The 23766-nt window shown below is 36.3% G+C and carries 23 protein-coding genes; 10 read left to right on the top strand and 13 right to left on the bottom strand.

Translation table 11 applies throughout. From position 1 onward, the window contains the following. Positions 1–53: 53 nt before the first annotated feature. Positions 54–1133: a hypothetical protein gene (locus AC06G9_RS08750; protein ID WP_480957902.1), complete on the bottom strand. Its 1080-nt coding sequence runs from the start codon at positions 1131–1133 to the stop codon at positions 54–56. 130 nt (positions 1134–1263) lie between these two features. On the opposite strand from AC06G9_RS08750, the gene AC06G9_RS08755 reads away from it, so the two are divergent. Next, positions 1264–1572, top strand: a complete 309-nt coding sequence (locus AC06G9_RS08755) for a hypothetical protein (protein WP_480957903.1) — start codon at positions 1264–1266, stop codon at positions 1570–1572. Between the two features lie 648 nt (positions 1573–2220). Further along, positions 2221–2814 carry a GNAT family N-acetyltransferase gene (locus AC06G9_RS08760; RefSeq protein ID WP_293924714.1) on the top strand — a complete coding sequence of 198 codons (594 nt, stop codon included), beginning with the start codon at positions 2221–2223 and terminating at the stop codon, positions 2812–2814. A 270-nt stretch (positions 2815–3084) separates the two neighbouring features. Here AC06G9_RS08760 and AC06G9_RS08765 read toward each other — a convergent pair whose 3' ends face one another. From AC06G9_RS08765 to AC06G9_RS08785, 5 genes are all read right to left on the bottom strand, one after another. Further along, a complete protein-coding gene (locus AC06G9_RS08765) occupies positions 3085–3561 on the bottom strand; it encodes a hypothetical protein (protein WP_146170988.1) in 477 nt (158 codons plus the stop codon). A 24-nt stretch (positions 3562–3585) separates the two neighbouring features. Beyond that, the gene (locus AC06G9_RS08770) at positions 3586–3975 is read right to left on the bottom strand and encodes a hypothetical protein (RefSeq protein ID WP_480957904.1); all 390 of its coding nucleotides are present in this window, start codon (positions 3973–3975) and stop codon (positions 3586–3588) included. A 74-nt stretch (positions 3976–4049) separates the two neighbouring features. Further along, the gene (locus AC06G9_RS08775; RefSeq protein ID WP_108157660.1) at positions 4050–4574 is read right to left on the bottom strand and encodes a GNAT family N-acetyltransferase; all 525 of its coding nucleotides are present in this window, start codon (positions 4572–4574) and stop codon (positions 4050–4052) included. Between the two features lie 100 nt (positions 4575–4674). Next, complete coding sequence (locus tag AC06G9_RS08780; protein WP_262508775.1) at positions 4675–4806, bottom strand: hypothetical protein; 132 nt, start codon at positions 4804–4806, stop codon at positions 4675–4677. Between the two features lie 123 nt (positions 4807–4929). Next, on the bottom strand, positions 4930–5310 hold the full coding sequence (locus AC06G9_RS08785) for a (deoxy)nucleoside triphosphate pyrophosphohydrolase (protein WP_480957905.1): 381 nt from the start codon (positions 5308–5310) through the stop codon (positions 4930–4932). Positions 5311–6140: 830 nt separating this feature from the next. Between AC06G9_RS08785 and AC06G9_RS08790 the strand changes: the two genes are divergently transcribed. The 4 genes from AC06G9_RS08790 (at position 6141) to AC06G9_RS08805 (ending at position 10184) form a co-directional block, all read left to right on the top strand. Then, positions 6141–6629 (top strand): SMI1/KNR4 family protein, encoded by a 489-nt coding sequence (locus tag AC06G9_RS08790; RefSeq protein WP_480957906.1) that lies wholly within the window; start codon positions 6141–6143, stop codon positions 6627–6629. Between the two features lie 236 nt (positions 6630–6865). Further along, a complete protein-coding gene (locus AC06G9_RS08795) occupies positions 6866–7843 on the top strand; it encodes a hypothetical protein (protein WP_480957907.1) in 978 nt (325 codons plus the stop codon). 36 nt (positions 7844–7879) lie between these two features. Next, entirely contained in the window at positions 7880–9097 is a 1218-nt protein-coding gene (locus AC06G9_RS08800; protein WP_480957908.1) for a hypothetical protein, read from the top strand. A gap of 583 nt (positions 9098–9680) precedes the next feature. Continuing rightward, the gene (locus tag AC06G9_RS08805; protein WP_480957909.1) at positions 9681–10184 is read left to right on the top strand and encodes a hypothetical protein; all 504 of its coding nucleotides are present in this window, start codon (positions 9681–9683) and stop codon (positions 10182–10184) included. Positions 10185–10224: 40 nt separating this feature from the next. On the opposite strand, the gene AC06G9_RS08810 is transcribed toward AC06G9_RS08805, so the two are convergent. Then, positions 10225–10548 carry a hypothetical protein gene (locus AC06G9_RS08810; RefSeq protein WP_480957910.1) on the bottom strand — a complete coding sequence of 108 codons (324 nt, stop codon included), beginning with the start codon at positions 10546–10548 and terminating at the stop codon, positions 10225–10227. A 104-nt stretch (positions 10549–10652) separates the two neighbouring features. Continuing rightward, on the bottom strand, positions 10653–11339 hold the full coding sequence (locus AC06G9_RS08815; protein ID WP_480957911.1) for a hypothetical protein: 687 nt from the start codon (positions 11337–11339) through the stop codon (positions 10653–10655). 371 nt (positions 11340–11710) lie between these two features. On the opposite strand from AC06G9_RS08815, the gene AC06G9_RS08820 reads away from it, so the two are divergent. From AC06G9_RS08820 to AC06G9_RS08835, 4 genes are all read left to right on the top strand, one after another. Further along, positions 11711–12094: a hypothetical protein gene (locus AC06G9_RS08820; RefSeq protein WP_108157668.1), complete on the top strand. Its 384-nt coding sequence runs from the start codon at positions 11711–11713 to the stop codon at positions 12092–12094. Positions 12095–12768: 674 nt separating this feature from the next. Beyond that, a complete protein-coding gene (locus tag AC06G9_RS08825; RefSeq protein ID WP_480957912.1) occupies positions 12769–13023 on the top strand; it encodes a hypothetical protein in 255 nt (84 codons plus the stop codon). Positions 13024–13119: 96 nt separating this feature from the next. Next, on the top strand, positions 13120–13737 hold the full coding sequence (locus tag AC06G9_RS08830; protein ID WP_480957913.1) for an ATPase: 618 nt from the start codon (positions 13120–13122) through the stop codon (positions 13735–13737). A 46-nt stretch (positions 13738–13783) separates the two neighbouring features. Continuing rightward, the gene (locus AC06G9_RS08835; protein WP_170114458.1) at positions 13784–14434 is read left to right on the top strand and encodes a DUF1016 N-terminal domain-containing protein; all 651 of its coding nucleotides are present in this window, start codon (positions 13784–13786) and stop codon (positions 14432–14434) included. A 146-nt stretch (positions 14435–14580) separates the two neighbouring features. On the opposite strand, the gene AC06G9_RS08840 is transcribed toward AC06G9_RS08835, so the two are convergent. From AC06G9_RS08840 to AC06G9_RS08860, 5 genes are all read right to left on the bottom strand, one after another. After that, positions 14581–15465, bottom strand: a complete 885-nt coding sequence (locus AC06G9_RS08840) for an endonuclease/exonuclease/phosphatase family protein (RefSeq protein ID WP_108157672.1) — start codon at positions 15463–15465, stop codon at positions 14581–14583. Positions 15466–15570: 105 nt separating this feature from the next. After that, positions 15571–17331 carry a RagB/SusD family nutrient uptake outer membrane protein gene (locus AC06G9_RS08845; protein WP_480957914.1) on the bottom strand — a complete coding sequence of 587 codons (1761 nt, stop codon included), beginning with the start codon at positions 17329–17331 and terminating at the stop codon, positions 15571–15573. Between the two features lie 21 nt (positions 17332–17352). Continuing rightward, the gene (locus AC06G9_RS08850) at positions 17353–20877 is read right to left on the bottom strand and encodes a TonB-dependent receptor (protein ID WP_170114459.1); all 3525 of its coding nucleotides are present in this window, start codon (positions 20875–20877) and stop codon (positions 17353–17355) included. Between the two features lie 187 nt (positions 20878–21064). Then, complete coding sequence (locus tag AC06G9_RS08855; RefSeq protein WP_108157675.1) at positions 21065–22282, bottom strand: FecR family protein; 1218 nt, start codon at positions 22280–22282, stop codon at positions 21065–21067. A 55-nt stretch (positions 22283–22337) separates the two neighbouring features. Next, positions 22338–22922, bottom strand: coding sequence for an RNA polymerase sigma factor (locus AC06G9_RS08860; RefSeq protein ID WP_108157676.1), 585 nt, complete (start codon positions 22920–22922; stop codon positions 22338–22340). Positions 22923–23766 lie beyond the last annotated feature (844 nt).

A 23766-nucleotide genomic window follows, 5' to 3' on the forward strand; every position in this document is an offset into this window, starting at 1 on the left:
AATAAACCCCTAGTTTTAGGGGTTTATCTTACCATAGCAAATGATATTTCTTTTTACTCAAGTAGATTAGGCTTCAATTGAATTTTTATGTAAGATGCCTTTTGTTTTTTACCCTTTGAAGGAGCTGAATTTGTAGGATAAACTTCGGTATAAAAAGTCTCGTTATCTGTCCAAAAAGCTTTTGTCTGATCTGCAATTTTGAAGTTGGTAAAGTTAATATACAACAAATTTTCTTGCTCAGAAACTTGCTCCGCGTATTTGCTGATCGCAAAATCACTTCCTACATCATGGTTCGAATTGACATAAGAAATCCATTTTTTACTCGGGATAATTTGTGGATACCCACCAGTAAAGGTTTTAAATTTAGCTTCGGGTTTGACACTATAAAACGAATAGTACAAATCGTATACTTCTGGCGAATTTTCTTTGAAAACTTCTAAATTCAGGGAAGGGGATAGTCCAATATATTCATTTGATAAAATTCCGTCTTCTGTCGTGATATTCTCATGCTGTACGATCATGATTTCTTCTGCATTTTCCTTATATATCCAATTCCCATCTTTAAGTTTTACTTGTGGATTTTTCACTAAAACTTCATTGATCCGCTTTTGAGTAGCTGTTTTAAATTCCTGTTCAGACACTTCTGTTATTGTCCCGAATTTTCGAAATGATTTATTTTTAAAATCTTGAGACTTTTTCAATAAACTGCTTCTGATCTCATCAAGATTTACACCTTTTAAAGTCATGTCAAATGAGGCTGTGAATTCTGACTTTAGAACAAAAGCTTCAATGCTGTTTGAAATATTGTTATTAATGCTAAAATGAATGGCGTAGAAGTCATCAAACTCTTCAAAGCCGTAGTAATTATCCAGCTTCTTGCAAGCTACTTTCAGGCGATCTGCATCTTTACTCGGCGCTACAAAAAAATGGATAGAATCGAGCTTGGTGAATAATTGAAAGGGTACATCTTGTATATTATCTACACCTTTTATCTTTTTGAATTGATCAAATGTTATGATTTTCTGCGTAACTTCAGCTTGATGTTGCTTCTTTTCCGTGGTTTTATTTTTAGGATTGCATCCTAAAAAAGATATAAGCATGGATGAAAGCAAGAATGGATATAAAGTTTTCATGTTTTATCTTTTTACAAAGATATCACTATTTAAAGTGGGTGAATATGGCTGAAAGTAGGGATTTGTTGTCGCTCATATTTTACACAATTTTAAAAACGATAAATTGAGGACTAAAAATTATGATATGCATATGAAAAATGTAATGATCAATTATTCCATAATGCTGGCTTTGCTGACTTCCTGTTCACCTGTTCAAGAAAAGAACGCAGATAAAAGAGTTGTCTCACATGCCCACGCGGATACAGCTTCTGCATCTCTATCAGAAAAGAGTATGAAAACAAAAAGAAAGCTATCGAATGATCTTTCTGCATTGCTACCTATCGATATACTGGATAGTATGAGTACGAATGTATATGAAAAATACGGAATGGAGTTCTCTGGCAACTGCTATGCCTGTGACTTAGCGCGTTTATCGGTGACAGAGAATAAAATGATATAGACCAATGTCTGCGATGAAAAAGATATTTTTGAAATTGATGCTTTCTCAACCGCTATTGAAGAAAACAAAACCATTTTCAAAACTGCAGAGCACACTTTTATTTTAACCAAACTCGATCCTGCGCCTGTCTATGAATTGGTGATTGACGGTCAGAAAGTAGCCTTAAAAAATAAAAGAATAGCGAGGTATTTTACCACCAAAGTAGCTTTGCCTCTTTTTAAAGAACATGACTGTGGTGATTTTGACGGATAATCGCGTCGTGTTCATGGATTTTAACATATTGTCAATTGATGACTTTGATAAGCAGATTGTCAGTATCTACTCCTGTGATCTTTTGACTTCATTGTTTTTATCACATATGTTGTGTGCTTACTGCCCATTCTATATATAGTGTCTTTTCTTCATTGATCCCTTCAACAAAGCCTAGTTGATCCTATTTCTTTATATGTAGGCTATTTTACTCAACAATACTTTTGGGTGTGCACGAACTCACAAGTACAGATTTTATATTAAAAACATAGCGCTGAAATGAAAAAGAAGAGTCCATTAAACGATAGCAGTTAAGCATCTGTAATGTATCAGTACAGCTAGTCTTACGAAATTATTCATATATTAGTTCGGTCTAAATTATTATTATCTATTACAAAAATGAACCTAGAAACATTCTTCTCATCAACATTGATTATTGAAAATGAATCAATTTTATTACGTCCTTTGAACATTCAAGATATTGACAAAATTGAATCGATAAGTTATAGTAAGCAATTAGGAGAGTTTGGAGCAAGAGTGCACAATAGAAATGATTTGGCGGATTATTTTAACTTCTGTCTAAATTCAAAAAGAGATAAAGTGCTATACCCTTTGATTATTTTAAAAAAGGAAACCCATGATCCTGTAGGATTAACGATGTTTGGAAATATTAGTTTTCAGAATAAAAGATTAGAAATTGGATGGACCTGGATTGGTGAAAAATTTCAAGGGACAGGCATCAATAAAATCTGCAAAGGGCTTCTTCTTGATTATTGCTTCGACATTTTAGACCTAAGAAGGGTAGAATTTAAAATCGATATCAATAATTTGAAATCACAAAAGGCAATCGAAAAGCTTGGAGCCATCAAAGAGGGACTTTTAAGAAATTACAATATTCAATCTTACGGACGAAGTAAAGGAACTTATGTTTACAGTATTCTTAAAGAAGAATGGAAAATCCAAACTGGTATTTCTTTCGTAAAAGATGAATAATTTCTTGATTTATTCTTTTATCGATTTAATGCAAAATTAGCATTAACAATCGGTAAGGCTCCTCTAAATCATTAAGTAGGGTTTCGGTAAGAATAATTATAGAAAGGTTATTATTAAATAGGGGAGTGTAATTGATCATTTCTTATCAAAATAAAGATTAATTTCCTGTTCTATATTTTTACCGTTCTACAAGAACCTCATATCTGTGTAGATAGTTACAAGGCTAATTAAAATCCTAAGCGCTTATATGGTGCATGAGCTATTACTCTTCTATTTATTCCACGCTAAAAACAACTGCGACATTAAATAATAAACTGTAGCGGCAAATACTGTTAAACCGATCACTTTTAGGTACTTCATCCTTTGGCTGTTATTATTTCGAAGGATCTCTAAGTTTGAAATCGAGATCGCGACAGCAATTCCTATGCTTATGCTGTTTCCTTTAAAAATAAAGACTAAGCAAAAGGGGAGCAGTGCGATAGCAAAATCATACCACTTCAGTCTTTCTACAATACGATATTGGATACTATCGATTACTAAAGCTCTTACAATATTCGGAAAGCCAGCTTTTGGATATGCCTTTAGTATTTCTCCTGTGTGAGATGGAATTAAAAATGGTTTACCTTTTTCATTAGATCGTTCTAAAGGTAGATCGTCCATGTATAAAGTTTGCTCACCAAACCAAGTTGAATATTTCATTTCAAAATTAGAGTTCGGAAAGTCGGGTAATGTAAATTGGCTATTCATATCTAGTGGTTAGTTTTTTTATAATCATTTCTGATTATCATCTCTCTTCTTTTTCATAATAAATACAATGCCTGATGTACCGCCATCGCCAGAAGACACATAGTTGTAGTCTACTGTTTCGATTAATTCAAACCCATTGTCCACCATGTGATTGAGAATAGCTGCATATGACTTCTTATTCGTTAGAAAATCGGAGTATTCTTTACCCGCTTTCATCTGCTCTTCAGTTTCACCAAGATCAACATCGACCTTGAGTTTTTTAGATAGAAATTTCCCTTTAATTACGATATATGCGTAAGTATATTTCTGAGTACCGGTATTATTCTCAGTTGCGAATTTTGTCTCACTAACGCTCTGTCCAAAAACGAATGACGTTATTGATAGTAAGCATACAAGTAGGATTAGTTTTTTCATACATGATTTGGTTTTAGTAGCAGAACAATAATTTTATTTACCTTGCTGTTGTTTTCATAATTTAAAAACAGGAATTAGTCCGTTGATAAAATAGCGTATCCGTAGTTATCAGACCAACCCGATTTTAGTGGTAATAATTTTCTGGTATGTGCTTCTCGCAACATTCCAGCCTTCTCTAATACCTGTATAGAACCTGTATTCGCCACAGCACAACCTGCTTCTATTCTATGAAGATTTAAATCGTTAAAACCAAAAGCGATTATTCTTTTTAAACTTTCTGTTGCATAGCCCTTATTCCAAAATTTGGAATCCAATTTGAACCATACTTCAGCATTTTTATATTTTTCTTTTCCTAAATTGATTCCGATCAACCCAATGAATTCGTGCTCATTTTTTAGTTCAATCGCAAATGTGTGTCTTTTGTTATTTTCTAAAATCCAGCTCTCAACAATTTTCCTTGTTTCATGTATATCTTTTGGAATTCCTAAAGTGTTAAATTCATCGGTTTCTGCTAAACTGTGTAAATGGTGAACATTTTCAATATCATGTTCTGAAATTGGTCGTATATATAATCTTTCCGTTTTAAAATTTAATTCCATTATTTTTTAATATCTATTTTATTATTATCAATGTTTATCTGGGCTTCATTATTCATTTTCCTATTCAATAACTGATAGTTCTAGAAGATTAATTTTGCCATCAGCCCCAAAAACTATAATTTCTTTTGACTTTAGCATATTTTACAATATCTAAGAGCGTTTCCGGCACGCTTGGAGTAGAAGCATCTGCTAAAATATAAAGCTCAGCTTTCAGCCTTTTTGATTCAGGCATATAGATGGATGTATCAGTACAAGTTCTTTTCGGTTTGATCCCATAATGTGATAACTCAGTAGGCAATTTGTTCAATTTATTTAGCTAAAGATTGTGCTATCAGCGATTCGTGTATTCCAAAATTCATAAACTCAAATATTCACGTACGATCGGCCGGTCAGCATCCGCCCAGTCGTAGTTGATTAATTTCGACGGTTCTACCCATATTGCCTGTCTATGTTCCGTTGCGAGTATAGCGCCAGATTCCCATTTGCAAATAAAAGGATAGAGGCATATGGCAAATTCAGGGTACTGATATTCTACCGCTGTCAGTGTTCTGACAGTAGAAATTGTCATTCCCAGTTCTTCTTTGATCTCCCTTTTTAGGCAGTCTTCTTGCGATTCATCCAGTTCGATCTTGCCACCAGGAAACTCCCATTTCATCGGGAGCTTCATTTTAGCAGAACGTTGACAGATCAACACTTTATTATTATGTTCAATTATAGCACAGGTTACATATAACATCGTAGTTTAAAGGTACACAATCTTATCAATTTAATATAGTATATCGCTTTCTTAACCATATGTAGATGCTTTTATACTCCAACGCTCTTCAGGATTAGGTCAACTATACTTTACTTGCGTCTTAGTTTTACCGAATTTTAAAAAGCATGATACTGATATCAAAACTGATAGGGATAAATGGATGTATCTATTGAAACATATGAGCGAGCTGAACAAAATACCTGATTTTTTGGATAAGCTGGTATTTAGTCTTATGTTTCACCCGATAGTTTGTTTTTAGTTGTGGGTGAGACAGCATACGAAGCAAGTTTAAACCATAAGGTAGATGCGGAGAATATCTATTTTACCGCGCAGAGACTTGGAAATGATAAAGTTTTCAAAAAAGGCTAAAGAAAGGTAAGAACGGTCAGAGCTTACCGATCTTCAAAAATAGGAATTCAAAAATACGATCAAATCACGCTCAAGTAGATATTTCAATTTTTATGACAAACATGAATCTAAATGAGGTTGTTTCTTTTGACAAGATGAACGTTTTAATATGATCACATCAGACTAAAAATCATTTGTATCAGGGATATTTTCATCTCCACAGTTTTGTTATCTTTAATTCGAATAATCATTAAAAGTAAGGCGGTGAAATAGCTGGTGGTTTAATTTGGTTAAAAAAATGGATAATGAAATTGAAGAAATAGCGTTTTACTTAAGTATTAGGGGAGAGCCGAAGATTGAACACGACAGCGCCTCGGTGGCGATCAATAATGCCAGAATTATAAAAATAAATGAACTATTATTGAAGTCATTAACGTTTAAAATATGAAAAAGAAAAGTCCATGAATCCCTTCCACATATTAACGACTATGGAAATAGAAACCGTGTTTTCGGAATCCGAAAGCTGTGTTCAGAATTTTCCTAAAACACTGCAATTCCCGTTTCCTGAAAAATATAGAAAATGGGTTACGCAATTTAAAACCATTGAAATTTCAGGAGATTTTATATTATTCAATTCCGTAGAAGCGGTGAACGAAAATAAAGAATTTGCAACGAAAGAATTTTGGGTTTTTGCAGGAACAGGACAAGGTGATCGATGGTTGTTTGACAAAAAAGGAATGGTTTTCTTTTACGACCATGACTATGATGAAGGATTTGAATCCATGGGAATTAATTTTGTTCAAAGTGTGCAAATGGCTTTTTTGCTTCGCGATTTAGAAGCAATGATGGACGAGCACGGTAGAACTTCTGAGGAGACAAAAGTTCAGTTCACTACAGTATTTAACCAAATTCACCATCAATTAAGTGAAAAATATCCGTTTCAGATATGAGCAAAGAGCTAGCAGATCCGTACCAACAACAATATTTGGCTTGGATGGACATCAGGATGTTCAAACCATCAAGAAATATGGCTTCCGAGCTTACAAATGATGGAGAACAATTCAAACTCACTAGAATATAAAGAGATATGTTCAGATACATCATGACCCTATTGCTTTTGACATGTAGCACGGCAATACTTTGCGCTCAGGATCATTCAAAAGAAACATCACACAAATGGAAAGAAATGAAACAAGTGAATCCTAATTTAAAGGAAACCAATACCATCAGGATTTTTGACGATCAAAAACATGTCTATCAATTAGAACTCAAGGACGGTAGACCGTTTAATGGCTATGAGATTAGTGATGAACAACTATTGGGAGAGTTGAATTATGTCAATTACTACCAAAACGGTCAATTGGTCGCCAAATATGCGATAGATTACCTCAACATGGATACGCAAACTGCACCAGTCAATTACACACTAAAAACGACTTACCACAATGGGAAAGCGTTGGATGGTCCTGTGTATCATGAATTGCCTCATGGTGTCGTACGAATCGATCAGTATCAAAATGGCCAGCTCATAGGTTTTATGATTGATCTATTTGCGATGCATTATTTTAATCGATTGGATTTTCAGTTGAAAGATAATAAGGTGATGATCCATGATATGCAGTCAAATAACGAACTGCATATCTATAAAAAAGACGGTTTTCTGCAAGCTGATTTTTATAAAGGAAAAAAGCGAGTAGCTACTTCCCAAAAGAGTGTCCAACAAATAGATCAAATAGCACCTCATGCTACGACAGCTTATTATCTGGACGAAGATGGCATATTGCGCGAATTTCATTTTATCAAGACAACATTTCCCGATATGGACGATCTAGAGAATGACTTCTTAAGCCCTCTATTTTCACAATTTTCGTTTGAGTTTGACGGAGATCTAAACCTGTTTTTTGACCAACTCCACAACAAACTTGGTGATTTAGGCAATATGGATAAAAGAAATTTCGCAACTATATTTCATTCCTACAGCTTTCCTTACGATGAAAAAAACTATTTGGGAGCGGTATCCTACAATGCTAAAAGTAAGCCCGACTATGGTATCACGATTCAACGTCTAGATTCTGGAACATACCAAGTGCAGAGGTATGTTGATGGGAAAGTGAAATCTACAAAGACCACTGATGATCTGCATCAATGGAAAGAAGAGGATTGATATCCGTAGTAAATTAGCTAAAAAAAAAATAGAACAATGCATAGAAAAGAAATTTGGATAGACGGCGATACGCTTTTTTACAAAGATCATGGCCATCTCGAAAAGGCCAATCTTCAGACTTTAAAATACGCTTATGTACAGATTTTGGGCAATGTGCCCTTTCTGTTCCTTTTTGCAGATCATCAACACTATATCTCTACGGAATTAAATGGGTTTGATGAAGTATATCCGGAACTCTCAGAACGTTTTCATTTTGACAATACAACCTTTTTTGCCGTCAGTAAAGCCAAAAAGGAAGATGATAAAGTAAAAATTTGGACCAAGAAAATGGCTCAAAATTACCAGATTCTGGATACCTATCCAGGTGACGAAGATTTTGGCTACGAAGTAAATACAGCACCTAAGCAGATGGTATCTTGGGATACGACATATGAGCAATTGGAAGCATTAGGTTGTGTAGAAACCTATTTCAGCGATTTTGGCGTAAAATATTTAAGATTCAAGTATCCCGTCAGGATCGGTGCACTTTTGATTCTCCAATTGGAAATATATGCAGAAAATACAAGATCAAATGCACCCGTTCAAGAGTTTTTTGTGCAGCTCTATGATGAAACCAATACCGATCAAAGTTACCAACAACTTCGGGAGCTTTGGATCGATGAGGATATCGACATCGACCAGTATGGCTATGAAAGAAATGATCAATGCCATTTAAGGTTCGCATTGAGCAAAGGCATTGAAGCCTCGATTTGTTATACCTTCGATGCAGATTATGGTTACGATGATGGCAGTACTTCGTTGCATTTTTACAACCAACGACAATACCATCATCTTTTAGAAAACCAGGCATATGAAACCGTGATGCAGGTTACTGAAATCATTTCCTTTCATAAAAAATTGGATATGAGCATCAGTTATACAAAAAGTAGTGCAATTAAAAATGTGCCCTCCAAGATACATCAACTACTGAAAAACCAAAGTGGTGTCTGGGTAGACGATGTTAATCAAAAAATAGGATTTGCAGGGATAGATACTGCACTGATTCTAGATTTTGATGAGATAAAATATTTTACTTTTCAGAATATCCTTCCCGCCAAAGGACCCGGATATGCAGATTTTATGGTGCATCTTAGCACCGAAGAATATCTGTATGTTTTTACAGCAGATACGTATTTCTTCGATCAGTTTGCTCAGCGATTGGAGCAAATGACAAAAATAGCAGTTGAGATTCCTCAAGCATATTACAACTGTTAGGGGATATATTATGTATTGACCTTGATCGAGCTTTTAATCGTGGCTTGGTGGCTGTAGATCAAGATTATCGTATTTTAGTTTCAAATTATATACGAGAGCTTAGAGAAGCATCCTTACAGTCTTCAAAAATTAGAAGGTACCAAGTGCTTTCGTAGAAGAAATTTATAAATAATACACATATGGATATTGTAATTAATTTTAATAAAAAAAGAAAATGGATATTTGCTTGTATCAATATTGTATTTATAATCGGCGGATTATGGATGGTTTTATATCCTGGTAAATTTACTCATGATGTAGTGTAGCTGTCATTGTATTGCATCCGACTATGCCCCACAAGTTGAAATTAATTATTTTATTGATGGAAAGTACTTATAAAATAGCATATATTCGAGTAAAAAAAGGGAATGATTCTACCTGACCCTGTTACCTCAATTAATGCAGGTATATAAGATGTGACACCCAAAGGGTTTTAGGGACGGGCATAAAGCTATTATCAATTATAATGGTGCAGGTGCTTCACAATATGGACAGGATATGATACGTAATTCTTTAAAACCAACTTCACAAAATTAGTAGAACTATGAACAAGCTTTTAATTTTTTCAATTTTGCTTTGTTTGTCTTGCGCAGGACTCTCTCAAGACAAAGAAGATGTTGTTTTGCTTGTTTTATCCAAAAGCGTTATTGGTCAGATTTTTACATTTAATCTTAGTGACAAGAAGGATTACATCAATGAAGCCGCTATAACTTATCTAGGCGAGATCGAGACCAAAACCAAGGAAAAATATTACATAGTTACATGGGGTAGAGTATGGGGACCTCATAAACATACTACAGGTGCTGTTTTGTTGTATGATCATAATAAAAACTACTTTGGGAAATATGTATTAGGGGGAATGAGTGATTTGCCGATAAAGTTAGATAAAAACGAGCTATTATTTTATAATACAGACAAAAATGACTGTGATCAATCTTTAGTCATCAAAATTGATTTTTCCGAAATCCCTAAAAATATTTTTATAAAATGTAACGGGTACTTGGGGGATGTTTATGAATTCAGTTTGGACTCCTTAGAAAATCAATAGTCATCGGATGTGTGATATTCCTATGTCAACTATCTAGTTATCATTGTATTGTTTGTTGTTTTTTTATTTGAGTATCTCCTGTGCACTGTTCATCGATAATCTCCATATATTTTCCTAATAACGGTTCAAAGGGTGTTTCCCATTTACAAAATCGCTGCACAGTGTCCGAGTGGTTGAGCACCATGAACGATAATTGTACTGAATCTGTGGAAAAATGAGTGTCAATCACTCGTAATTGTGTTTCAAGAGGAATTAACGTGGACGTATCAGCTTTAGCTTCAGTTGTTTCAGAAACATTTTTTTGATTTTGACAGCCTGCAAATAGTAGAGCAGCAAGGATAAAGAAAGAGAATGGACGAATCATATATATATATTATGGATAATTACTGTTAATGAATGAGTTGGTTTTTAAAGATGGATATGATCTTGCCCACTTTTTTAAGCAAAATAGACAATCTCCAATTTGGATCATTCCAAGCAGTCTGCAGTAGGTTTAAATCGGTATTTTGTCAATATGTGGTATGGCTTTAATACAATTTCTGCCGACTGGCAATTAACATCCCGGTTAGGGATTGATTCCGGGTCAGGATTAGAGGATGCTTTTGAGTGTATGGTGAATTTTTTTTCCAGACATTTGATCGGCTTCTCCGCAATCAGATAAGTCCGATTTTCTTTGATGTTATCTTTCGTCGAGCCTTCTGGACCATTTTCAAAAGACCAAGTTACATTCGTATGGTAAGTGAAAAATAAAGTACTATCCTGTACAAAATAACGATCTACAGCAGAATAATGATCATACTCATTATATCTGTGGACAATGAGTTTAAGTTTACCATTTTTTGTAAAATAACTCACCGTCCCATTTTTTTCATCCTTGCACGAATATTTGAATGTTGTGGAATCCAATTGACCGTCGATCAGTTCTTTATTGGTATTCGCATAAGCTTGTTTGATATCCTTGATATCAAGGAGCGGTGTATGCTGTTCTTCTGATTTTTTGAGTTGCAGTGTATCCTCTTTATGAACAGTGGTATTTATTTTACTTTTATCAGAGCCTGATCGTTCTGTACACGCAGTAGCAGCGCACAAAGTGATCAGTGGTAGCACCATATTCATCGATGACAAGATCTTAAGCTTTTTACGAGTGTTCTGCATACTAATGGAGTTCTTATTTGAAATCAATTACATGTTCAAAAATGATAACATAAGTTTATAACAATCCTGATATAGAATAGTTCATCCTCATTTAAGTATGGGACAGACTGTGATAGGGGGTAAAAGACATTCGCTGGCTTATAAAACGATAGCTGTCTTTCACATATTAGGATTGCGAATCCATCCGTGCTATCGAAGATATTCGGAAGTTTATCTTTGATCTGATTGGATAACATAGGACGGAGAGAGGATAATCATCGCCAATATGGTGATCATTTTTTAGGGAGCTCTGTATCAAAGATGCATATTATACATCAGATAAAAATACTATCTTCGTTTTATTAGTATAATCAAATAGACGATTTCCAAGCATGATCATCAAAAAAACTTTCGGTGTTATTTTGCTCTTACTGGGTTTATTTCTAGCATACGGTCTATTCAAAGATAGCAGATTGATGCTCTTTGGTACTAAGATCAAAGCCGATGTCATTGGGCTAGACAGTGTAAAAAACAAACGCTTTGGATATGTACATTATCCGGTTCTCCAATTTAATTATAAACAACAACAAGTTCGTTTAGTAAATGATTTTAGGAGTGTCGACCCCAAAAATGTACCTGCTCATATGGACATATATTATGCTGAAGGTATTGGTATAAGTGATGGTTTTACCGTTATCTATGCTATTTTTTCCATCATAAGCATGATCATGATCAGTTTTGGCATCATAGTCATTCGCGCCAAACATCTTTTCTAGTGCTAAAAAACCTTTACAAATTTTCCCTATAATCCTAAAATGCAGTCAACGTCCAGGAGATCATTCCTGTAAGAAAGAATTACGGAGATCTATTTTAAGTTTTTATTTATGCTTCTGCGATAGACCTATCATCCAGAGCTAAATTCCATGACTTCCATCCATTCTATCCTTTTTACTTCCAAATCAGTGCCCTTCGAAAAATATATTGGTCTACTCATCCTTTATATTTTCTAACTAAACTAGCCCCAGATCACTGCGCTAATCAAAAAGTAAACTGCAAATGCACTGATAGCAAAACCGATTGCCTTTAAGTATTTAAGGTTTGTGCTTTCATTATTTCTTAATAATTTTATCTTTTATAATCACTCCAATGCCACCACCCAGCGCTCCACCGCCAATAAATACTAATGAGAAGGGAAGTTATAACCAATATTTTCCCAGACCACTTCAGTTTCTCAACGCTATTATATGTATAGTTATCGATTACTAAAACAGGGATCATGTCAGTGTATAAGGTTTAGCATATGCTTTTACGATATCTCCATTACTATATGGTATTTAAAAAAAGGGTTTTCCTTTTTCAGCGGATCATTCAACTAGGGCTTGCGATGTAGCGTCAACTGTATGTTTAAAGCAATAGTTTTGGTATATTTGATAGCATACAGGAGGTTATCATGAGATCAACAATCTTAAAAGACATGCAAAAACTTGAGGAACGTCAACTATTAAGTAAAGTTGCACGAGAAGCTTCAATAGTAGCCAATAGAGAGAATAGAGCTTTAGGGTTACCTATTCAAATAGTAGAGGATGTGTATGTTATTGAAAAATTCGCAGATGGTTCTAAGCGAACGATAAAAAAGCTTGAAAAGGTGAAAAGTAAAGTGCGTCTTAAAAAAGGATCGGTGCTATGCCTAAAGCAAAAAGGCTAAGAGTATTTGCAGGCCCTAATGGTTCTGGAAAATCTACCTTATTTAAGCAGATTGGTAGCCAGTTTAATACTGGCTATTTTGTAAATTCAGATGATATTGAAAAGGAATTCCAATTTTATTAATCTTGATAAGTTCGGACTGCGTCTTACGCAAGAAGATCTGGATACATTTTTATTAAGACCCGAATCGGTTTCCTTACTAGATAAAGCTCATGACTCCGGGCAACCTATATATATTGCACTTGTGGAAAACCTGATTGTAGATCAATCAGCAGATACCCATAGCTATGAAGCATCTTTAATTACTTCGTTTATTCGCTATCATTTGCTCGAAAAGGGCACCAGTTATTCTTTTGAAACTGTCATGAGTCATCCATCCAAATTGGACGAAATAACCGAAGCAAAGGAAAAGCACTATAAAACATACCTTTATTTTATATGTATTGATGACCCCAATATCAACGTCTCACGTGTCAATATAAAAGAAGAAAAGGGAGGTCATGGTGTGCCGGAACGGAAAATTACTGCACGTTATCATCGAACATTAAACAATTTACTGCCTGCTATCTACATTGCAGATAAGGCCTATTTGTTCGATAACTCAGGTGAAACAATGGTTATGATTGCACAAGTTATCAAGGGACAGATTGAAATTTTGGTACCGAATGATAAACGACCAAGCTGGTTCATTGAACATGTCGTTAATAAATTATAGAAACAAATCCTCAATCACATTGCGAAATTCAACTAAAATAACTAAAATGCTGAATAATGAGTTGACTTCGGATTTTATAGGTTCAAAACGCTATACTATCCTCCAAAGTTTAAATAATTCCCACATTAATTTTCAATGGCAGATCGGGAAATATTTTATAGATAAAAAGATGCAACATGATGAAGACTTCATCGCTGCGGAATCACGAAGATTAACAGAGAAATGGGGGAATCTGTTCAATGTTGAAAATATCAAACTTGCCATTACATTTGCTACCCTTATTGAGGACGAGATACATGTAGGTATCTTGGGCACAGTAATTACTTGGAAATATCTTAAAGTATTACTCCCTTTAAATGATGCAGAACTCGTCTTTCGTTTTACTAGGCTTTGCATAGATGAAAATTTAAGTATAACAGTACTTCAGAAATCAGTTAATCAGGTTATTGCTGGAGGTGACATCCCAAAGTTACCCAAGGTGAAGAGAAAAAAGACAAAAGTAGATTATTTATACAGTACCGAGATGGTCGAATATGACAAAAATAGCCCTGTACCCTTCAGATCCCATGATATTCTTATTTTTGATAGTAGCAGGCAGTTGGCTCCAGATGGAATAATTAATAATCTATTTCCAGACAACGATCTTGAGTCATTTTTAAAATTAAACATACCAAACAAAGGGTTTACAGAAAATTAAACAACACCCCCAACAGCAGAAAATCTAGAATGGCATAGGAGGGAAGAGTTCCATGACACGGAGTTTGTTGGTGCTAAGAGATGCTAAAAAGAAAGAGTCCCGAAATTGTTGAACCACGGAACTCTTTCTTGAAATCTTGCTTTTTATTATTGCATCAGATCCAATTCCACATAAGTGGGATAATGATCAGATATATAATGGGTAAATTCATTCTTTATAACACCACTTTTGATCACCATCTTAGCAGCGCGGGCATTAGCCCAGATAAAATCGATCCGTTTTGGTACACCTGTTGCACTTTGTTTCATTTGACCATTCCCATCTTTAAATGTTGGTACAGTACTTTCAAAATTTTGATGCAATACGCGGTATGTATCTTGAAATCCGGCTTCTTTTAATTTACCTAACACACTGTAATCAATCTGGCCATTATTGAGATTACGAATGTGGTCATGCTTTTTTTCATTTTCCAGCATACCTGCCAAAACTTTATTATTGTATTGCTCTCGATCAGATGCATCTAGCGAATTGAAATCGCCCATGATCAAGATCGGCTCATGGGCAGGGATTTCCTTTGCTTGAGCCAATACGTCCGTCACTTCTTTTAATCTTTTTTGATAATTAAACGGTGAAAAATGAATAACAAAAAAATGCACTCCCTTTATTTTCGCATATAGGTAACTATGCCACATATTTTCCGTGACCTTACGAAAATTTACCAATGGATATTTCGATGTTATGGCAACCGGAAAGCCTTCTTCTTTAGATTGCAACACATAATCATGTTTTATCTGTTGTCCCAATTGTTCCAATGTCTTTTGCGTGTATCCATTCATTTCTTCCAATGCAATCACGTCGGGGCTCCAATCCTTCGTAAAATTGACAAATCGATCGATATTGACCGAATCTTTTTTGAGTCCATATAGTACATTATAGGATACGATTTTCAAATGCTCTTGGGCCATTGCAACCTGGGCAGTCGTCACGATACAAAGGATCAGTAATATAGGAAATAATCTATTTTTTTTCATAATATTATTATAAGTAAAATTAAAAAGTTCTATGCTATTTTATTGATATAAAAGATAGGAGTAAGGTCCATCGACCTTACTCATAAGATGTCGATTAAGCCCTTACTAAGTGCCCGATTTATCCCAGCCCTCGTTTTGTTCCAGTTTATTATTCAGTTGAAGCTCTTGGGTAGGAATAGGATAATAATAATCTTTTGATTCTATCCATTTCTTATCAATGTCAGGTAAATTGACAATGCGACCACCATTACTGCCATTTTCTAATACCAGTTCTCCCAGTTTCTGATATTGGACACCCGGTTTTTTTGTTGGCGCAGTTCCTTGGTAAATAACTAAGTCCAACTTACCATCTTGGTCTAGATCATATTCGCCTGCTCCTGAAAAATACATGCCATAAAATGGTTGAGCGAGCTTTGCCCCTTCCTTCCAGCGTAATAGATCTTGATAGCGCAAACCTTCTTTTACTAATTCAATACGACGCTCCCGACGAATCTCTAATATGGCACCAGTCTGTCCACTTTTGGTTACATGAGGATAACTTGCCAATAAATAGGGGTCAGGAGCGGAGTTTGCAGCACTTAATAACAGATTAGGCATTCCCACACGATCGCGTAGTAGTTTGATGCTGCGATCGATATCAGCCTGTGTCAAATTTCCTAATTCAGCTTTCGCTTCTGCATAATTCAATAATACCTCTGCATATCTTATGATCGGCATATCATTGGTCGACTGACCGGCATCAAATGCGGGAGCAAGTATATATTTAATATATTGATATCCTGTAACTGATGTTGCAAAATCAGGGACTGAGGTTGTCGTAGCACCGATCCTTTTATAACCTGGAGTACGGATAGTCTGAGATAGACGCGGATCCCTATTTTGCGTCTCTTCATAGAAACCGATCTTTTCAAAATTAGGCTTATCGGTAAAGCGGGTGCCATCTTTCATTAAATAACTATTGACCAATTGCTTCACCATTCCCGGCCTGCCATAAGATGCAGACAGGATATAAAAATTGGCCGAATGCACATACGGTACTGCAGCACTATATTGTCTGGACAAGATCATCTCCGAAGCTATAGCATCCTCTGCAATAAAAAGTTCGTGATAGGCTCTTTTTTCGTCACTTTTATAGATACTATAGGTATTCGATTTCATCAGCTCATCAGCGGCTTTTACTCCCTCTTCCAAGATGGCTTCCCAATCTCCTAAACCATGGTATTTACGAAAGGTGCCTTCGAATAGACATATTCTCGATTTGTAGGCCAATGCTGTCCATTTGGTTATCAGCTGCGCACTTTTCGTGTCACGACAGTTTGCGATAGCATAATCAAGATCTTCTATAACTTTAGCAAAAACAATTTTTCGTGAATCTCTTGCTTTAAACATGGCAGGGTCATCCAATTCGTTTACTGTTTCGTACAAAGGCACATCACCAAATCGCTGAATCTTGTCAAAATAGAAGTATGCTCTAAAAAATCGAGCTACTCCATCATACTGCAAGCGCTCTCCTTCATCGGCACATTTATGTGAATTGGCCAAATAAAAGTTAATCTTGCGCAGCACCGTCCAACTCCATCCTCCGCCACTAGATGGAGTCGTTCGCGTACCTTGAAATTCGGCTGCTAATGTATTCCGGGCCTCATCATCACCTTGATTGGGATTGTTATAGTGAATCGCTAATGCATCCGGCAGATCACTATAAAAAGCATTGGTATAGGTCTGTAATTCTGATGCTGTACGAAAATAGTTTTCTGGAGCTAATTCAGATAAAGGGTATCGCTCCAGATATTGATCGTTACAGGAATTAAAGAGAAGAACTGCTGCAAATGCCGCAAATTTTATATAAGTATTATTTGTTTTCATGATTTAACTGATTTATACGATTTACAATGAAACTTGTACTCCAAATGAAAACACTCGTCCTACAGGATAACTTCTTCCTGTATTGTCTGTCATAACTTGTTCTGGATCAATGTAATCGGTCTTTAATTTGGTCCAAGTATGGAGGTTTTCTCCACTAAAAAATACACGCAATTTATTGATGTGCACGCGCTCTGTCAGTGACATCGGAAGCGTGTATCCTATGGTCAGGTTTCTTAGTTTCAAATACGCTATATCTTGGATATACATATCATTAGCGACAGATAATTCCGAATTCTGGGCAGTATAACCTCTCAAGAAAGGAAAATAAGCATCCGGATTTTCAGGAGACCATATTTTATCTTGAAAATTGGCCGGGATAAAGGAATCATACGGTCTTGCGTACACAGACCAAAATGCCTGCGCTTCCAGATTAGGGTACCAATTTTGGCGCCCCACTCCCTGTAGGAATACCGAAGCATCAATACCGTTCCAGTTGGCCGATAAATTGAGCCCGTAGGAATAGCGAGGCTGATCATTACCGATGACGGTCCGGTCTCCAGGATTGTTCAAGGTATTATCTCCAGCGTTAATAATTCCATCGTCATTCAAGTCCAAAATCTTGATATCTCCAGCTTGCAACATCCGAAGATCAGCAGTAGGAGCTTGCACACGTCTTCTGTTGATTTGATCTTGATTGACAAGCTTAGCGTAGGCCTGAGCTTCTTCGGTCGTTTTGAAAAGGCCATCGTATTTGTATCCCCAGATTTCACCCAATTTTTGTCCTGTATAGTAGTTATTTAACAGACCCGCATCATTGGCAAATTTTGTGATCTCAGCTTGGTAATCGGACAGCATCGCGCGAACAGAGTAATGAAATGCTTTACCTGCTACAGCAAATTGATCTTTCCAAAGCAAAGAAACTTCAAATCCTTTTGTCTTCAGATCGGCCGCATTTTCTTGAGGTTCTGCTGCTCCAAAAACTGCGGGTTGCGTTTTTCCTCTGCTCAGCATACCTTTTGTCTGCCGTACGTATAGATCTGATTGAAAATCCAACCGATTGTTGAACATGCTGAAGTCTAGACCAATATTACTCGTTGTGATCTCTTCCCAGGTCAAAGTAGGGGCAACAGGCGCAGGATTATTGGCCACATTCAATTTCTGTCCATTGACAAGATAGGAAATCTGTCCAGTACCCATTGATGAGATATACGCATACGTACTGACCTCCTGGTTTCCTAACGATCCGTAAGAATAACGCAATTTCAAATTATTGACGGTATTTTTCAACGGTTGGAAAAACTTTTCCTCACTGATGCGCCAACCTGCAGAAAAAGAGGGGAAAAATCCAAAACGACTATGTTTAGGAAAACGAGAAGTGCCATCATATCTTCCACTCACCTCAAACAGATATTTTCCTAAATAATCGTAGTTTAATCTATAAAACCCACCTCTTAGCGCCCATTCATCTGCACCAGCTTCAAATTGTTTTTCACCGATGACCAAGTCTAGATCATTTAAACTTTCAGAAAGCAAATCTTGTCCGATTCCGCCGATTCTTTTGTACATACGATCTTCTTGATTGAAGCCCGCCATGGCTGTAAAATGATGATCAGCAAAATCTTTTTTATAAGTGGCAAATACATTGATAAAATGCCAGACATATTTACTCATACTTTCTCTCAGCTTGTCTTGATTTAACTGCGAAAGAGAAGATAGTTCCATCACCCCTGGATACTTGGAATATAGTTGTTTGGTCTGTCTGTAAGAATAATCAGATCGATACTCCCGGTAGGAATAATTCCCCGTTACGCTCAAACCTTTACCCAGTTTAACAACCGCTTCTGTCATATTGGTAAACTCAGTACCACGTGTATACCCCCTCATATTGCCACTTTCTAGGGCATTGTGCAGGCCATAGCCGATCGGGTAACTGTTGATGCCTGAATATCCTGTTAATGTCCCATCTGGATTGCGAGGGACGTACATGGCATGATAATGATAGGTTGGACTGTTGCTCACGTTATTAGCTACCGTACTAAAATTATTTTCCAATCCTGCCCAATCATAAGATGATTTGAAAAAGTGCGTACTATTGCTTACCGTTAACCATTCTCTAACATCACTGGCGATGTTAGCCCGTAAATTGTATCTCCCAAACCGATCAGGATCAATATTGAAGATACCCTGTTCGTTGGCCTTCGATCCGGACAGCGCATATCGGGTATTTCCTGTAGATCCAGAGAACGACAGGTTATGTTCACTCTTGGGCCTGCTATCATCATACAGATAATTGAACCAATCAAAATTACCATAGTAGCGATAGATATCTCGACCACTTGCATCTTTTTTGACCACTACCCACGGACGGTCGGGATTTTCAACTTGATCATTGACCCTGGCGAATAGCTCTTCGTAATCCTCATCGGTATAACGGGTAGTCCGATAACCCAATGCATTGTACATCGCATCATCATTGAGTTTTGCGTTCCAATATCCACTCGTTATAAAATCCGTATTAGTGGCATGTTTCGTAAAACCGATGTTATTACTATAATCAATAGTCGATTTGCCGTTTTTACTTCCTTTTTTAGTGGTTACCAATACCACTCCAAAAGCTCCACGCGCACCATATACAGCAGCTGCAGAAGCATCTTTTAAGACCGTCACAGACTCCACATCATTTGGATTGACCCGGTCCAATGTGCCCAGTATACCATCGATCAAGATCAATGGCCCCCCGCCATTGATAGATGTATTACCACGTATATTTACAGTTCCGCTATTTCCAGGTTTTCCAGATCCAAATACGATATTTAAATTGGGAATTGTTCCCTGCAGGGCCTGCGTTAATTGGGTGACAGGTCTGTCCTCAAATTCTTTACCCGATATCTGACTAACCGCTCCAGTCAGATTGACACGTTTTTGCTCACCATAGCCCACCACAACCACTTCGTCCATGGCCGTAATCGCTGGTTTCATATACACAATCACATCCGACTGACCTGCTATAGCGAGTTCCTGTGGCTGGAAACCAACTATTGAAAATTGCAACGTTACATTGTTACCAGACAGTTGGATCTCAAACTGCCCATTTTCAGCGCTACCAGTTTTATTTGACGTCCCCTTTTCCGTGACTGTTACATTGCTTAGCGGTAGACCAGCAGCATCTAAAATTTTTCCTTTAATTTTCCGTTGCTGTACGAGTGCTACAGGAGTGTGGGTTTCGATCGCAGGGGCAGTTCTTGGCAGTGCTTTGCTCAGCACCACGTTATTATCAACCATCCTATAAGTGATCTGATATGGAGCAAGAATATCTTTCAGAACAGTTTCAAATGGAGCGTTACGATAATTGATATTTATTCTTTTTGTATTGGACACCAGCGATTCCTTATACAAAATATTGAAACCACTTTGCTTTTGCAGATCCTTGATCACGGTCTCCAGTTTAACATTTTGTTTCTTCAAATTTATACCCTGACCATAGGTGAGGGCGCTTACTTGTAAAGCTGTGGCAAATAATAAAGGTAGTGCGATTGACAATTTCATAGTCAATGGGTTAAAGGTGTAGGTTTGCCTAAAATTCATAGGCATTCCACACCGAATTTTTTTGTACTTTTGCATACGGTTGATCAGTGTTTTTATAAGTTAAGATTTGTTCGGCCTACTGTCTTTTCTAAAGACATAACTTCAGGGGCGGTCGCAACGCTCCTGAAATTTTTCACATGGGTAGATATTATTTCATTACATAAATTCTCCTTCCTTTTAATTGGAAATGTATGCCTCCCACCAGTTCAATTGTTTGAAGCAGTTTATTAATATCTTCATATTTGGATATTGTTCCCGAAAACTGAAAATCTTTCAATTCATTCTTAAAGATAACTTCCACATCATACCATCGACTTATTGCTTCCATTACCTCCTCAATAGCTGTCTTTTCAAATGCAAATTTTCCGTCTTTCCATGCCGAAAAATAGAAAGGATCTACTTGTACCTTCTTGACCCGATTACTAGCCATATCAAATGTTGCTTGTTCATCGGGCGATAAATATTGTCCATCAGGACCACTGCCCGCAAAGTTTAATTTCACTTTACCTTCCAGCAGTGTGGTGACAATCTTTTGTCCATAATGCTGCACATTGAAGACCGTTCCTAATACCTCCAATTTTTGAGATCCTGTGTGGATGATAAATGGCACCCGTTTATCTGCCTTCACCACTTTCGCAACCTCAAAATAGGCTTCACCAGTCATCTCAATCTCTCGAATATCTTTATTAAATTGAACTGGATATCGAAGAGTCGTCATGGCATTTAACCAGACCTTTGTCCCATCCGGCAAGATCAATTTATACTCTCCACCTCCAGGTGTCACGATGGTATTATGGACCAATTTTGATGATTCTTTACCCGGGTATTTTGGACGATAAGATATCGAGCCATCCGCTGTTTTCACAATATCAAAATCACCATTAGCGATCACCGTATCACCTTTAATTTTTTCCAGGTCAATACGTGATCCATTCTCTAAAATAATTTGTGCTTTATTCGTTCCAGGCAAAACCTTTATTTCGGCATCTACATTTTGGAGATGAGCTATTTGGTTGATTTCCTTTTCATTTTGGTTCCAAATTAGATAAGCCGCTGTGCCAAGCAATAACACTATTGCAGCAGTCGCTATACTTTTGAAGATTTTTATTTTTGATGCTGAGCGATCAGGTATGCCGGTTAAACTATTTTTAACACGGTCGTCGGATTGTATTCTGGCAAATAATTGTGATGCGTCAGGCTCTCTAAGCGAAGTATTTTCATCCGTATCTTGTTCCATCAACTCTTCCCAAGCCTCCAAAAACTCTGGATCTTCAATATATTTGATAAAATTTTCTTTCGCAGTTCCCTGAAGGGATCCTGCATAGAACTGGCGGATAAGTTTTTTATATGCTTCTACTTTAGACATCTTCTATTTATTGTGCGCTATTAGATTAATCGCGCCACAAACTAAGATGGACTAGTTAAAAGATATTTTTTATGAAAAATATAAGAAATAAGATGTTCTCTAACCTTAAACGGACAAAATGATAGGCAGCCACAAGGTGATTCCTGACCGTATTTTTTGAGATCCCGATTTGATCTGATATTTCCGAATAACTCAGTTCATCGATCTTATTCATTCGAAAAATGACTTGCTGTTGTTTAGGCAGTTGATTAACAACTGCATTTAAAAACACGATCAGATCCTTGTCTTCAATCTGTTTTCCTAACCGGTCATGTGTTTCGTCCCATTGCGAATACTGCGTTAATTCAAAGCGTTGACGAACGGCTTCCTTTCTAAATGCAGAAATAGCCATTCTTTTTGCAACAATATATAAGAAAGGATAAATTGCTGCAACATCAGGGATATCCTGGCGTTTTAAAAATAACTGGATAAAGATCTCCTGCAGGATCTCTTCAGCATCAACCTGAGAAGGACATAGTCGACTTATGCGTTGGAACAAGATTGGCTTATAATATTCAAATATCTTATAGAAGGCACGTTCATCCCCTAATTTAAAGCGATTAAACTCATCTAAACTACATGAAAATCCTTTCACATCCATTATAATATGACCCCTAGGTTATTTTGGTTAAAGTAACGAAACTGATATTAAATATATATAAATATAAGGTTATTTCAAAATGAAATTATATCAAGATTTTATTTGATTGTGCGCTTTGTAAAATGCTGAATCCATGTAATCCCCACCACTCTATGCAGATGTATAAGCTGTTATTATCAGTAAAATCCAGTTGCTACAAGTTGTCCGTGGTATCGATTTTCGACAAGAGAAATCCTTGCGCTTATAAATTCACAGAAAATACAAAAAACTGAATCTGACCAAAAAAGCCAATAAATTTCGTAATTCCTGAAACACTTGTCGATAAAGTGGTCGAACTGGATCATATTGATACAGATATTGTTTAAATCAGTGCTATGTTACCAAAGTATTAATGAGACGAATTCACTAAAACGACTTGATCTTTATCCGTTGTTAAGTACGGAATGGCCTATGTTTGTATGTCTTGAATCAAGTCATATTGATTTCTTTTTGAGCTATTAGGAAATAGAGAATAACGCATAGCTTGATACAACGGTTCGGCATCAGAGATTATCATATCATTAGATAGTGGGAAAAGAGCTGACATGTTGGACAGTTCCCCAAAAGCTTCATTAGTTTTAGAGAAAGTTACAATATCTTCCAGCTGATGCTTCTATTTAAATATCCTAGTAATGGTAAAAATCAGTATATTTATTAAAATTGAAATCAAGAGGATATTAATTTACAGGATTGTTCTTGCTGCGAAATAGTTGGTCAGGAAGAATGAGATCTACAAAAGACGAATACTGCGATAGGTTAAAATTTAATAGGGTTTATTTTATCATCCCATTGTTTAAATTTAATG

It is taken from the genome of Sphingobacterium sp. MAE (assembly GCF_056711605.1).